We start from the raw sequence: 12,473 nt of genomic DNA, 5'->3' as shown, positions 1-12,473 counted from the left end.
CATCACAAAGTGGAGCGGTTGCTCATCAGCGCGAGCCACCAGCATGAGTCATCAGTGTGAACCACCGCCGCGTGTGAAAATTGGATTCCTCGACCGAGAGGAAATTCTCTTTCGACCGAGAGGAAATTCTCTTTCGACCGATGAGGAGAGTCGCCACTGAACGGGGAGAAATCGGTGCGAAAATCGAGATTCGGGCCGAATTATGCCGACGCGGAGTCGATGTCGCCGTCGATGCGGACGAGTCCGAAATCACATTCCGAGCAGCGCCACTTCGTCTTCTCGCCGAGGTGGAGGTTCGTGCTCGCGCTCCGCCAGAACGTCTGTTCGCTTCCGCACTCCGGGCAGTCGTGCTGCATTTCGAGGCTCATACGTGCTTCTCCGTGACTGACGAAGTTGAAGATACTGGTTTCACCCGGCTAGTCCTCCCCGCGTTCGAGATGCAGGGCGTCGAAAAACCGGTGTAACACGCGCCGGGACGCGAACTGGACGAGCTTCTCGTCGTCGGCATCCGAATCGGCGAACAGGCCGAGCGGAATCTGTGCCCCGGCCATGTCAGCGTGGCCACCCGCGCTTCCGACGTCGCCGAACGCCTGCTGGAGGACGTTGCCCGCGTGAACCCGGGGGTCGATGGACCGCGCACTCATCTCCACGGACCCGTTGACGACGCCGAACACGAGCACCGTATCTACCCCTTCGACGTTGAGGAGGTAGTCCGCGGCTTGAGCGAGCGCGTCGCGCTCGCTCGTTCGCCCGGCCGAAGTGGCGAGCGTCGCCCCTCGTTGGACGCGATTGCGAATCGCCTCGCCGATCGCGTCGACCGTCGCCGGGGAAAACGCCGCACCGTACAGCTCTTCGAGCAGGTCGAGGTCCGCATCCCGACAGACGTAGAGTGCGGCCTCGTACTCGTGGGGCGTCGGATTACGGATGAAGTCGATCCGTTCCCGATGGAGGGCGAACAACAGCGCCGACCCGAGTTGAACATTGACTCCGATGTCGAGGTCGCGCAAATACTCGATGAGGATGGTCGCGGTCGCGCCGTAATCCTTGCGCACGTCGACGAACTCGGCTGTCGGGTTCTCCGTGGAGTGGTGGTCGATGACGATATCGGGTTTCACTGAGTCGAGTTCCGTATGTCCCGCCGGTGTCGAGTGGTCGACGAAGGCAACGCGGTCGAACTCCTCGGGGTCGAACGTATCGAGGTGGTCCAACTCGACGTGAAGCAGGTTGACGAACGCCCGGTTCTGCTGGTGGGAAATCGCACCCCCGTAGAAGAGTTCTACGGTGTCGACACCGCTCGACTCGGCGATGATCGAGAGCGCGAGCGCACTGGCGATGCAGTCCGGGTCGGGGTTGTCGTGGCAGACGACCGCGAGCGAGTCGACCCCCGCGAGATACTCGACTAACTCCTGGGCGCGGGTCATGATAGCCGTTCGACGCGAGATGGTATCAAACCGTGGCTGGGTATCCGGTACCCTCACGAGAAATAAACCACATAGCACGATACAAAATGATCGGGGTCGGACACGGCCGGACGCTGCATTCTTGCCTCACGCATGCCTCACGTACCGGTGTTCCGCGCGTATTCGGTCGTGACGCGGCGTTCGATACGAGCTATCGAAGCATCGGCCAAATCCGGAATGTCATCGACCGGAGTATCATCGATCGTCCGCCGAATTCGTCGTTCGTTCCGATGAGTCATCGGGCGCGCTTGCGCCTCAAAAATCGTTCTGACACGCCTGAATGACCAGTTTTGGCTCGTCGTACAGGCTGTTTACCGTGTGTTTGCCCTTTCCCCTCCCGCGTCCTCGCTGGTCCTGTTTGATGAGGTCGAGGAACTCCAACTCGGTGAGCAAATCCCTGACGCGTCGTTCCTTCAGGGGTTCGGAGTCCATCTGTTCACAGATTTGGCGGTAGGAGTGCTGGACGACTTTGTTCGGAATCTCGGGGTCCTCCTCGTTCGACTGTTGGACCTGCGAGGCGAGCGCGAGCAGCACGTAGCGCGCGTGCGGTGGCTGCTTGGAGATGAGCTCCGAGATGCGGTTCGCTCCTTCGCGGTCCTGTGCGACGTCGACGTGTTCGTCCCGGACCACCGATTCGCGTTCCTCTTCCGCGACTTCGCCAGCGAACCGGAGTACGTCTATCGCTTTGCGGGCGTCGCCGTGTTCTCGTGCCGCCAGCGCGGCGACCTTCGGAATTACGTCAGTTTCGAGGACGCCATCGACGAAGGCGTCGCGCCGCGATTCGAGGATTTCTCGGAGTTGCGTGGCGTCGTACGGCGGAAAGACGTAATCGCGTTCACAGAGGCTGCTTTTCACGCGCTCGTTCAGTTCGTCCTTGTACCGTATCTTGTTCGAGATGCCGATGACGCCGAGGTTACAGTCGTCTATCTTCCCGGCCTCGTTCGCGCGCGAGAGATTCATCAGGAGGTTATCCCCGGCGGTGTCGCCGCTCTTGTCGCCGATTCCTTCGAGTTTGTCCACCTCGTCGAGGATGATGATGGCGACGTCGTACATGCTTTCGAGGACGGTCCACAGTCGGTTGTAGTACATCGAGGTACTGATTCCCTGCTCGGGAATGGTCGTCCCGCTCCGTTCCTCGTCGTTGAGTTGCGCGGCGATGGATTGGACGACCTGCGTCTCGGTCGAATCCTGCAGGCAGTCGATGTAGGCGAAACCCGCGTTGACGTCGTTTCGACCGGCGCGTTGCATCATCTGGCGGCTGATGAATTTCGTGCAGAGGGATTTTCCGGTGCCGGTCTTCCCGTAGAGAAAGATGTTGTTGGGGGTGTTCCCGTTCAGCGCGGGACGGAGCGCGGTACCGAGCCGTCGCAGTTCGTCTTCACGGCCGATGATTCGGTCGCCGTCGGGGAGGTGTGAGACTTGCAGAAGCTCCTTGTCGTTGAAGATTGCCGTATCGTCTCCGAAATAGTCCACTGACTCGGACATCTATAGAATCGTATGTCGGGAGAGATTATATAAACGTACCTCCTCATTGCCGCTGTAAATTTAGTATACCGACAGTAGAACGGTTCTATGGCTTATTCCTAACCCCTCGTTGCCGTTGTAACGACACCGGATTGCCGCTGTAACGGCCGTCCACAAGCGACGAGAGGACACCGCATTGCCGTTGTAAAGTCCGGCTTTGTTTAAATATGTGTGGATTTGGATTGGCACTGAGACACCCCGTGTTGCCGCTGTAAGTTGGGGGGTGTGGGGTGGACGGGAAGGAGGGGTGTGTTCGTGCACCGATAAACGAAAAACGGAGAAGTAGAGTGATTAAAAGGGCGAAAAACCACTTTCTCTCGTTCCGAGTCTCACAACCATTCGCTCTGAGTGATGTGGAATTTCCGCTGGAGTAAGAACGCGACCGAGTCGCTCCCTATGGTTTGCGACTCTTCTGCGGTGCAGTTAGGAGATTGGCTATTTAGTTCTATTGTTCTCACTGTAGCAGGAATTGCGTGCACCGAGCAGTATGGTGTTCGTCGAACATCGAGTAGTACGGTGTTCATCGAACTGTGCTCATTAGTCTCGTCACCGTTCATCGGTGCCGCCGTCCTCCCGACGTCACACCATCGTCGCATCATCCCCATCGTCACATCATCCTCCCGGTCACAACTGGTTGTCATCGTTACTATTTCATCAGCACGCCATCCGTCAATCTTATATCTATTCGTCCAACATTCGAATCGATATTTCACGACGATCCACGACGATTCACACCACACTCCCCCTCTACCGCCCTCTTACAGCGGCAACGTGGGGTGTCGGACGACCATCTCTGAAATCGACAACTCCTCTCGACAAATCAACAACTTCTCCCGACAACTCACCTCGATATTCCCCCTCCCATTTCACAACCATCTCTGGAAATATGACGGCCTCCGAACTCACGACTGTTCCCGGAACTATCCGAACTGCCACTTCGTGGCGTCGTTCGGGTAGTCGCTCCACGCGTAGACGGTCTCCGGTTGCACCGTGAAGAACGGCGCTCCGTGGTGAATCCCGTATTTTCCTTGATAGGCCGAATCGAGTCTGTCTTCGAGGTCCGTATCGGTGACGCGCTCCGCGGTGCCTTCGATGATGACGACCGCTTCACCACTCTCCCGATGGACGACGATTCTGGAATCCAACTGGAGATTTCGAACCCAGCGCGTCCGTTCTCCGCCGCCGCAATGAACGGTGTTATCGACCCAGACGCCCCACACGGGGCGGGCGTGAGGGTGGCCGTCCGGTCGATTCGTGCAAATCCAGTAGTACTCGTCGTTCGCCATCTGCTCGCGCACGAACGTCCACGAGAGCATCCCCGCCTCCTCGTCGGGAATGCCATAGCCCTGTTCGGTCCGTGGCCGACTCCGATGGGAGTCGAACTCCTCGACGTCGTTCCCCACCATCGACGGACATACGACACGGATGGGCAAAGAGGTATCCGCCACTCCGCAACGATAGTCCACTCCGCAACGATAGGGTCGTTCACTCCGCGACGATAGCTTACTTTACGCTCGCGTTCCATTGCTCGCGTATGAGTTCGATAACCCTGTACTCGCTCGACGGCTGTCCGTTCTGTGAGAAGGTGCACGACGCGCTCGACGACGCCGACATCGCGTACGAAACCGAGTGGGTCGAGCCGCTCCATTCGGATCGAAACGAGGTCAAACGCGTCAGCGGTCAGCGCGCCGTTCCCGTCCTCGTGAACGAGAATTCGGGCGTTATGATGGCCGAAAGCGACAAAATCGTCCAGTACGTGGAGCAGTCGCTCGCATGAAGATATACACCGGACGCGGCGATGCGGGCCAGACGGACCTGCAAGACATGTCCCGCGTCTCGAAAGCCGACCCGCGAATCGAAGCCTACGGCACGGTGGACGAACTGAACGCCCTCGTCGGTCGCTGCCGACCGACAGGCCACGACGACGTGGACGACCACCTCCGCGAAATCCAGAACCACCTCCACATCGTGCAGGCCGACTTCGCCAACCCGGACCCCGACGAGGACGACCCACAGGTGAAAGACGAGCACGCCGACCTCCTCGAATCGTGGATGGACGCCTACGACGAAGAGCTGGACCCGCTCACCTCGTTCATCCTCCCCGGCGGGGGCGAATCCGGGGCGAACCTCCACCACGCCCGCGCCGTCTGCCGCCGTGCCGAGCGCCGGGCCGTCGCGCTGGCGAGCGAACAGGACATCAACGACGCCGCCGTCACCTACCTGAATCGGCTTTCGGACGCGCTGTTCATCTTCGCCCGCGTCGTGAACAAACGCGACGGGGAGCGCGAAGAGAGCCCGTCGTACTGACGGACCTTCTTTTACTACCACGTCCGATATTCACACGAAAGAGTGTTCAATCCACTCACAAGATTATGCCTCGAAACGAGAATCGTGGCGATATGCCTCCCGAATTCTTCACCCTCTTCGTGGTCGTCTTCGTCGCCATCGGCGCGTTGAACGTGTTGAAACCCCGTGCGATGGCGTGACACCAGATGCGAGTGCGATACGGCGCGAAAGGAGAGATACGGCGCGAAAGGAGACATCGAGTTCAGCGATACGCGCAACATGCTCCAGCGATTGGTGTCGCTCATCGTCCTCGTGGTCGGCGTCTGGACGATGCTCTCGTGGGGAGTCTGGTAGAGTAAAAACAGCTTCCGACGAAGATTCTTTTGCGCGACTTACAGTCCCAGCTCGCGCCCGATAACGAGGTGCTGAATCTCGCTGGTACCCTCGCCGATTTCCATCAGTTTCGCGTCGCGGAGGAACCGCTGCGGGGCGAAATCCTCGGTGTAGCCGTAGCCGCCGAGAACCTGTACGGCGTCTTCCGAGACCTTCCGCGCGGACTCGCTGGCGTCGAGTTTCGCCAGCGCGCTCTCGTGGGAGACGGAGTAGCCTTCGTCGTACTTGCACGCCGCTTTGTGGGTCAGCAGGCGCGAGCGCTCGATTTTGCGGTCCATGTCCACGATTTTGTTGCGGATGGCGTCGAACTTCGAGATGGGCTTCCCGAACTGCTCGCGCTCCTGACTGTACTCGTGGGCCGCCTCGTAGGCACCCTGCGCGATGCCGGTTGAGAGCGCGGCGATGCTAATTCTGCCGCCGTCGAGGGTCTTCTTCGTCTGTTCCCAGCCGTCGCCCTCCTCGCCGAGCAGTCGGTCCTCGGGAACGCGGCAGTCGGTGAACTGGATTTCACAGGTGGGCGAGGCGTTCAGTCCCATCTTGTCCCAGACGGTCGTGACCTCGAAGCCGTCGTCCTCTTCGGGGTCCACGATGAACGTCGAGATGCCGCCGTAGCCCGCGTCGGAGTCCGTGACGGCCTTCACGAGGACGCTTCCCGCGACGCTGGCGTTCGTGATGAACTGCTTCGTGCCGTTGATGACCCACTCGTCGCCGTCCTTCTCCGCGGTGGTGTCCATGTCGCTGGCGTCGGAGCCGGAGCCGGGTTCGGTGAGCGCCCACGAGCCGAGGTATTCGCCCTCCGCGAGCGGCGTCAGCCACCTCTCTTTCTGTTCTTCGGTGCCGAACATCTCGATTGGTTTCGACGCCAGCGAGATGTGCGCAGCATACGAGAGGCCGATGGACCCGGACACGCGACCCAGTTCCTCTGCGACGAGGGCGTACATCAACTGGTCGCCGCCCAGTCCGCCGTACTCCTCGCTGACGGGAACGCCCATCATGTCGAGAGCGGCGAGTTCGTCGAAAATCTCCGCGGGGAATCGGTGTTCGGTCTCTATCTCCTGTGCAATCGGTTCGATTTCCTCGTCACAGAACTCCCGAACGGTGTCCCGCACCATCTTGTGTTCGCCGGGAAGGTTGAAATCCATGCGCAATTTTTGCGCGGGTTTGGCTATAAAGACACCGCCATGTCTTCGACATGGCGAGCCTTCAGTCGCTCCGCTCCTGAAGACACCGAAGCAACGTACGTTGCTTCGAGCCTCCGCTCGTTCCACTCGCGGAGACACCGCTACAGCGTAGCTGTAGCGAGGTCCCGCTCACTTCGTTCACGGGACCACCGCAACGGCGTTGCCGTTGCGAGCCCCCACTCACTCCGTTAGTGGGGACACCGAAGCACAAGGGAAGGGTCTCGTGCAGCGAGTGACTTTATCAATGGGGGGGACTAACCAACCCCCGATGGGTATTCGGCGACTGGTTCGTGGCACGATAGAGTGGCCGCGCATCGAGGCGGTCATTCGGGAGATTGCGGAGCGGTACGACCGCGAGGAAGTTCGCGTCGAGTTCATCGACGCGGATAACTGGCTCTCGACGCCGTGCGTCGTGGACGACGAGTGGTTCGTCAAGATAACCACGGGGCAGAACTCGCTCGTGCACGCGCTGTTCACCAGCGCCCGAAACCTCGGCGCGTTCACCAGCGGCACCGAGGGGTTCTTCGAGCACTTCGCCGGGCCGGAGGAGATGGCCGAACACGAATTGGAAGCCACGCGGAAGATGCGCGAAATCGGGCTGAACGTCCCGGCACCGATAGAGTCGTTCGAATACGACGACCTCGGCGTGTTAGTGATGGAGTACCTGCCGGACTTCGAGACGTTCGAGCAGATGCCCGAGACGGAAGTTCGCGCGTACGCTCCGAACCTGTTCGCGGCGCTGTCGCGCATGCACGAAAACAACCTCGCACACGGCGACCTGCGCGGCGAAAACGTCCTCGTTGCGAACGGAGAGATATATTTCATCGATGCGACCAGCGTGAACGGGGAGCGAATCGACGAGGCGAGGTCGTACGACCTCGCCTGTGCGCTCGCCTCGCTCACGCCGCTCATCGGTGCTCGTGACGCCGTGGTACCCGCCCGGGAGCATTACACGGCCGAAGAACTCCTCGCTGCCCGCGAGTTCCTCGACTTCGTGAACATCCGCCCCGACCACGATTTCGACGCCGCCAGCGCGAAGGGGGAGATCGAAAAGCTCGCCGAGACGGAAGACAGGGAAGAACGGGAAGCCAGCTAATCGCTCGCCAGTACTTGAACGGGAAACCAGATGATCGCTCGCCGGTGCCTTCTTGTTCGCACTCCGCGAGCGGACGGATATGACCGACGAGCGACCGCGAATTATCAACGAGTCGAATCTCGATTGGGAGGAAAAATCACACGGCCAGGATTTTCACGCGCGCCGAAAACGACTCGGAGCGATGGCTGGCGGCGAACAGTTGGGGTGTAGCCTCTACGAACTTCCGCCGGGCAAAAAATCGTGGCCGTATCACTACCACACCGGCAACGAGGAGGCGATTTTCGTCCTCGACGGGAACGGAACGCTCCGAACAGAAGACGAGGAGACAAGCCTCGAAGCGGGAGATTACGTCGCGTTTCCAGTCGGCGAGGAGTACGCCCGTCGGGTCGTCAACGATTCCGACGACGAACTTCGCTACCTCTGTTTCTCGACCATGCGCGAACCCGACGTTTCGGTGTATCCCGACTCGGGGAAGTTCGGCGTGTTCGCGGGGTCGGCACCGGGGGACCACGAGGGTCGAACGTTGGCCGGGTACTTCCCGCTCGATGCCGAAGTCGGGTACTGGGAAGGGGAAGACGAGTAGCGGAACGAAACGGGGAGACGAATAGTGGAAAAACGAGTCGGAAGGAAGAGAGAAACTTCGGGGAAGGAAGAGAGGAAAAATACGATGTGATGGTCGCCGCCGGTTATCACATCGGGCCGATAAAACCCGCTTCGTTCGTTAGGAATTGGGAGTCTTTTTTAGCGTACCCGTCCGAGTTCTTCTCGAAGATATGAGTCAACAAGCCAGCGAGCAGGTTTACAGCCACTACATCGGCGGCGAGTGGCACGACGGCGCGGGCGAAGAGACGTTCGAGAGCGTCAACCCGGCGACGAAGGAGTCGCTCGGCGAGTTCCAGCGCGGGACACCCGAGGACGTCCAGACCGCCCTCGACGCCGCGGAGGAGGCGAAAGAGGAGTGGCGCGACCTTTCGTACGTTAACCGCGCGGAGTACCTCTGGGACATCTACCACGAACTCCGAGAGCGAACGGACGAACTCGGCGAAGTCATCACGAAGGAATGTGGGAAGGAGATTTCCGAAGGGAAGGCCGACGTCGTTGAAGCCGCGCACATGGTCGAGTGGGCCGCGGGCAACGCCCGTCACCCGCACGGCGACCTCGTACCGAGCGAGATTCCGAGCAAGGACGCCTACATGCGCCGCAAGCCGCGCGGCATCATCGGTTGCATCACCCCGTGGAACTTCCCGGTCGCCATTCCGTTCTGGCACATGGCCCTCGCGTTGGTCGAAGGGAACACCGTCGTCTGGAAACCGGCCGAGCAGACGCCGTGGTGTGGGCAGATAATCGCCGAGATGTTCGAGGACGCGGGCATCCCGGACGGCGTGTTCAACATGGTCCAAGGCTTCGGCGACGCCGGAAACGCCATCGTCGAGGACGAGCGTGTGGACACCGTGCTGTTCACCGGTTCCTCGGAAGTCGGTCACAAAATCGCGGGCAAAGTCGGCGGCGAACCCGGAAAACTCGCGGCCTGTGAGATGGGTGGCAAGAACGGCATCGTCGTCACCGAGAACGCGGACCTCGACGTCGCCGTTCACAGCGCCATCATGTCCTCGTTCAAGACGACGGGCCAGCGTTGTGTCTCCTCCGAGCGCCTCATCGTCCACGAGGACGTCTACGACGAGTTCAAGGAGCGCTACGTCGCAACCGCGAAGGAAGTCTCCGTCGGCGACCCGCTCGACGAGAACACCTTCATGGGACCGATGGTCAACGAGGAGCAGGTCGAGAAGTTCGGCAAGTACAACCAACTCGCCAAGGACGAGGGCGCGAACGTGCTCGTCGACCGCGAGGAACTCGACGACGACGAAATCCCGGACGACCACGAGAAGGGATTCTGGGTCGGTCCGTTCGTTTACGAAATCGACTACAGTCCCGACCTGCGCTGCATCCACGAGGAAGTGTTCGGCCCGCACGTCGCCCTGATGAGTTACTCGGGTGACATCGAAGAGGCAGTCGAAATCCACAACGACACGCCCTACGGACTGGCCGGAGCCATCATCAGCGAGGACTACCGACAGGTCAACTACTTCCGCGACAACGCGGAGATCGGCCTCGCCTACGGCAACCTCCCGTGCATCGGCGCGGAGGTCCAGTTGCCGTTCGGCGGCGTGAAGAAGTCCGGCAACGGCTACCCGAGCGCCCGCGAAGCCATCGAGGCGGTCACCGAGCGAACGGCGTGGACGCTCAACAACTCGAAGGACATCGAGATGGCACAGGGCCTCTCGGCGGACATTAAGACCGAGGACGAGTAAACGAACCGGCAGGCGATTCACTTCACGAATCGCCTGCCCTTCGTTTTCGTTCTCGCTGAAGACGAAAACTACGGGGAATCGTCTCGCACCGCTCGACTCATCCCGGTTAGTTTTCGTCTTCACAAAGGACGAATAAACAAGCCCAATTTTCCGATTCTCTTCGAAACCGAGCGCTGTCGCTGACGTTCGAGTTACGACGCGGAACGAGACCGCTCTCGAAGAAGATAGTGTTTCGATAGGAGACGACGTTTCGGTTTTGACTTGCGAAGGTGGAAGACGGCGAGAGGCGAGACGGGTGGGTGGTGGCTTCCGGAAGCCAATGTGGGTCCGACCAGTTCCCACGCGACGAAGCGCACAGTCCCAGTTGTTGCCAACACACGACGAGAAAAGCGTCGCATACTGGCGTTTATCCCTTTTTTCTTCTCGGTTATAAATCTGTGCAACTCGCGCCGCTCTTTAGGCGGTCGTCGCCACCGACGAACGACGTGGCTGGACGAGGGTCCATTTTTGACGCATCGAAAACGACAGCGAGGCGCAAAGCGTCTCGTTCCGGGCGACTACACCTGCTTGCTGACGTACGGGCCGTCCTGGTGGTAGCCCAACTTGTTCCGGTAGTACTCCCGCGCGCCGATGCCGGAGATGACGCTCACCTTGTCGTAGCCCGCGTCGGCGGCGATTTCCTCGGCCTTTGCCATCAGCTTCCGCCCGTAGCCGCGGTGTTGGTGCTGGGTTTCCTCGCTCGCCGCGCCGACGCCGACCTCGCTGCCGTAGACGTGAAGTTCGCGGACGACGGCGGCGTTGTCGAGTTCGCGGCGTACCGGGTCGCCGGGGAAGCGAAGGCGACAGAAGCCGAGCAGGAGATTCTTGTCAAAATCTTCGAAGCTGATGAAGTGCTCCGTGCCGCCCGCGGCCTCGTAGGTCATCACGTCGAGTTCGACGTTCTCGGGTTCTTCGTCGTTCATGCCGACCTCGCGGCAGCGGATGCAGTCGCACGTCCAGCCGTGTTCTTCCATCCGCTGGCGGGCGAGTTGTCGGAGGTTGGACTTCCACACGCCGCCGTCGATGAAGTCCGCCGGGATGTCGCGTTGGACGCGCTGGAGGCGGACGTACTTCGGAATCATCGACTTGATTTCCGCGACGAGTTCCGCGGCCTCCTCGTTGCGGAGCGGTTCGTACTCGCCCTTGTACCACCAGTCGTAGGTCGCGGTGCCGCGGACGACCAGCGTGGGATAGATTTTGAGGTAGTCCGGCTTCCACTTCTCGTCCTCGAAGATTCGACGGAAGTCCTCGACGCACATCTCCTTCGACATGCCGGGTTGGCCGGGCATCATGTGGAAGCCGACCTTGAACGCCGAGTCTCGGAGGCGCTGATTGGCTTCGATGGACGCTTGTGCGCCGTGGCCGCGGTGCATCTCGCGGTTGATGCGCTCGAAGGTGGTCTGGACGCCGACTTCGACCTTCGTCCCGCCCAACTCGAGCATCCGGTTTATCTGCTCGGGGTCACACCAGTCCGGCTTCGTCTCGAACGTCGTCCCGATGTTGCGGATGTCGCCCGTCTCGTTCTCCGCGATGACGTCCTCCAGATATTTGAACTCGTACTCGTCGGGATTCTGGGCGAAGCTTTCCCCCTCCGCCGGTTCGGGTTCCTTGTCTACGTCGTAGTCGTTCATCGCCTCCAGCGCGCGCTTGACGAACCACTCCTGATAGTCGTGGCTCCGGGCGGTCATCGTCCCGCCCATCAGGATGAGTTCGACCTTATCGACGGGGTGACCGATCTGTCGCAGTTGTTCCAAGCGGAGCGTGACCTGCCCGTACGGATCGTAATCGTTTTGCACGCCTCGCGCCGCCGCGGGTTCGTGACCGGTGTAGCTCTGGGAGGAGGAGAACTCCGAGGACGGACCGCCGGGACAGTAGAGACATTTCCCGTGCGGGCACTGCTCGGGGCTGGTCATGATGGCGATGGGTGAGACGCCCGACGCGGTTCTGACGGGTTTGCGCCGCAACACGGCTTCCAGTTCCTCGCGGCGCTCGTCCGGCGCGTGATCGAGAATCTCGGAGTTCTTCGGCACTTTCGGCGACGAGTACTCCGAACAGGCGTCGAGTTTGGCGCTCTCCACGTCGTCGCGCTCCACGTCGCCCGCGAGGATGCGGTCTATCAGCTCCTCGCAAACCTGCTCGAACGCCTCCGTCTCCGTGGCGTCCGGCGTCTCGGTACTCATTGCTA

12 protein-coding genes are annotated in these 12,473 nt (G+C 60.5%); 6 read left to right on the top strand and 6 right to left on the bottom strand.

The window, feature by feature from the left end:
* Positions 1-200: 200 nt before the first annotated feature.
* From B208_RS24240 to B208_RS0106305, 4 genes are all read right to left on the bottom strand, one after another.
* Complete coding sequence (locus tag B208_RS24240) at positions 201-368, bottom strand: DUF7838 family putative zinc beta-ribbon protein (RefSeq protein WP_007977818.1); 168 nt, start codon at positions 366-368, stop codon at positions 201-203.
* A gap of 48 nt (positions 369-416) precedes the next feature.
* Positions 417-1,421 (bottom strand): DHH family phosphoesterase, encoded by a 1,005-nt coding sequence (locus tag B208_RS0106320; protein ID WP_007977815.1) that lies wholly within the window; start codon positions 1,419-1,421, stop codon positions 417-419.
* Between the two features lie 294 nt (positions 1,422-1,715).
* Entirely contained in the window at positions 1,716-2,945 is a 1,230-nt protein-coding gene (locus tag B208_RS0106310; protein ID WP_007977811.1) for a Cdc6/Cdc18 family protein, read from the bottom strand.
* A 959-nt stretch (positions 2,946-3,904) separates the two neighbouring features.
* Positions 3,905-4,390 carry a pyridoxamine 5'-phosphate oxidase family protein gene (locus tag B208_RS0106305; protein ID WP_007977809.1) on the bottom strand — a complete coding sequence of 162 codons (486 nt, stop codon included), beginning with the start codon at positions 4,388-4,390 and terminating at the stop codon, positions 3,905-3,907.
* A gap of 128 nt (positions 4,391-4,518) precedes the next feature.
* Here B208_RS0106305 and B208_RS0106300 point away from each other — a divergent pair, with 128 nt between their 5' ends.
* From B208_RS0106300 to B208_RS23760, 3 genes are all read left to right on the top strand, one after another.
* Positions 4,519-4,761, top strand: a complete 243-nt coding sequence (locus tag B208_RS0106300; RefSeq protein WP_007977807.1) for a glutaredoxin family protein — start codon at positions 4,519-4,521, stop codon at positions 4,759-4,761.
* Positions 4,758-5,291, top strand: a complete 534-nt coding sequence (locus B208_RS0106295) for a cob(I)yrinic acid a,c-diamide adenosyltransferase (RefSeq protein ID WP_007977805.1) — start codon at positions 4,758-4,760, stop codon at positions 5,289-5,291. The genes B208_RS0106300 and B208_RS0106295 overlap by 4 nt, the downstream gene beginning before the upstream one ends.
* A 165-nt stretch (positions 5,292-5,456) precedes the next feature.
* Complete coding sequence (locus tag B208_RS23760) at positions 5,457-5,624, top strand: hypothetical protein (RefSeq protein WP_018128770.1); 168 nt, start codon at positions 5,457-5,459, stop codon at positions 5,622-5,624.
* Between the two features lie 38 nt (positions 5,625-5,662).
* Here B208_RS23760 and B208_RS0106280 read toward each other — a convergent pair whose 3' ends face one another.
* Positions 5,663-6,805: an acyl-CoA dehydrogenase family protein gene (locus B208_RS0106280; RefSeq protein ID WP_007977804.1), complete on the bottom strand. Its 1,143-nt coding sequence runs from the start codon at positions 6,803-6,805 to the stop codon at positions 5,663-5,665.
* Between the two features lie 307 nt (positions 6,806-7,112).
* On the opposite strand from B208_RS0106280, the gene B208_RS0106275 reads away from it, so the two are divergent.
* From B208_RS0106275 to B208_RS0106265, 3 genes are all read left to right on the top strand, one after another.
* Positions 7,113-7,940 carry an RIO1 family regulatory kinase/ATPase domain-containing protein gene (locus tag B208_RS0106275; protein ID WP_007977802.1) on the top strand — a complete coding sequence of 276 codons (828 nt, stop codon included), beginning with the start codon at positions 7,113-7,115 and terminating at the stop codon, positions 7,938-7,940.
* Between the two features lie 79 nt (positions 7,941-8,019).
* Positions 8,020-8,523 (top strand): cupin domain-containing protein, encoded by a 504-nt coding sequence (locus B208_RS0106270; RefSeq protein WP_026177757.1) that lies wholly within the window; start codon positions 8,020-8,022, stop codon positions 8,521-8,523.
* Between the two features lie 190 nt (positions 8,524-8,713).
* Positions 8,714-10,249 (top strand): aldehyde dehydrogenase family protein, encoded by a 1,536-nt coding sequence (locus tag B208_RS0106265; protein ID WP_007977796.1) that lies wholly within the window; start codon positions 8,714-8,716, stop codon positions 10,247-10,249.
* Positions 10,250-10,806: 557 nt separating this feature from the next.
* Here the strand turns inward: B208_RS0106265 and B208_RS0106260 are convergent.
* Positions 10,807-12,468 (bottom strand): tRNA uridine(34) 5-carboxymethylaminomethyl modification radical SAM/GNAT enzyme Elp3, encoded by a 1,662-nt coding sequence (locus B208_RS0106260; RefSeq protein ID WP_007977794.1) that lies wholly within the window; start codon positions 12,466-12,468, stop codon positions 10,807-10,809.
* Between the last annotated feature and the right edge of the window lie 5 nt (positions 12,469-12,473).

It is taken from the genome of Haladaptatus paucihalophilus DX253 (assembly GCF_000376445.1).
GTDB classification, from domain to species: Archaea; Halobacteriota; Halobacteria; order Halobacteriales; family Haladaptataceae; genus Haladaptatus; species Haladaptatus paucihalophilus.
The sequence above is the reverse complement of the archived record's forward strand: the minus strand, read 5'-3'. Positions and strand labels throughout refer to the sequence as shown.

Bases quoted from the DNA above. Each gene is read 5' to 3' on its own strand.
- B208_RS24240 (WP_007977818.1), bottom strand. From the start codon at position 368: ATGAGCCTCGAAATGCAGCACGACTGCCCGGAGTGCGGAAGCGAACAG.
- B208_RS0106320 (WP_007977815.1), bottom strand. From the start codon at position 1,421: ATGACCCGCGCCCAGGAGTTAGTCGAGTATCTCGCGGGGGTCGACTCG.
- B208_RS0106310 (WP_007977811.1), bottom strand. From the start codon at position 2,945: ATGTCCGAGTCAGTGGACTATTTCGGAGACGATACGGCAATCTTCAAC.
- B208_RS0106305 (WP_007977809.1), bottom strand. From the start codon at position 4,390: ATGGTGGGGAACGACGTCGAGGAGTTCGACTCCCATCGGAGTCGGCCA.
- B208_RS0106300 (WP_007977807.1), top strand. From the start codon at position 4,519: ATGAGTTCGATAACCCTGTACTCGCTCGACGGCTGTCCGTTCTGTGAG.
- B208_RS0106295 (WP_007977805.1), top strand. From the start codon at position 4,758: ATGAAGATATACACCGGACGCGGCGATGCGGGCCAGACGGACCTGCAA.
- B208_RS0106280 (WP_007977804.1), bottom strand. From the start codon at position 6,805: ATGGATTTCAACCTTCCCGGCGAACACAAGATGGTGCGGGACACCGTT.
- B208_RS0106275 (WP_007977802.1), top strand. From the start codon at position 7,113: ATGGGTATTCGGCGACTGGTTCGTGGCACGATAGAGTGGCCGCGCATC.
- B208_RS0106270 (WP_026177757.1), top strand. From the start codon at position 8,020: ATGACCGACGAGCGACCGCGAATTATCAACGAGTCGAATCTCGATTGG.
- B208_RS0106265 (WP_007977796.1), top strand. From the start codon at position 8,714: ATGAGTCAACAAGCCAGCGAGCAGGTTTACAGCCACTACATCGGCGGC.
- B208_RS0106260 (WP_007977794.1), bottom strand. From the start codon at position 12,468: ATGAGTACCGAGACGCCGGACGCCACGGAGACGGAGGCGTTCGAGCAG.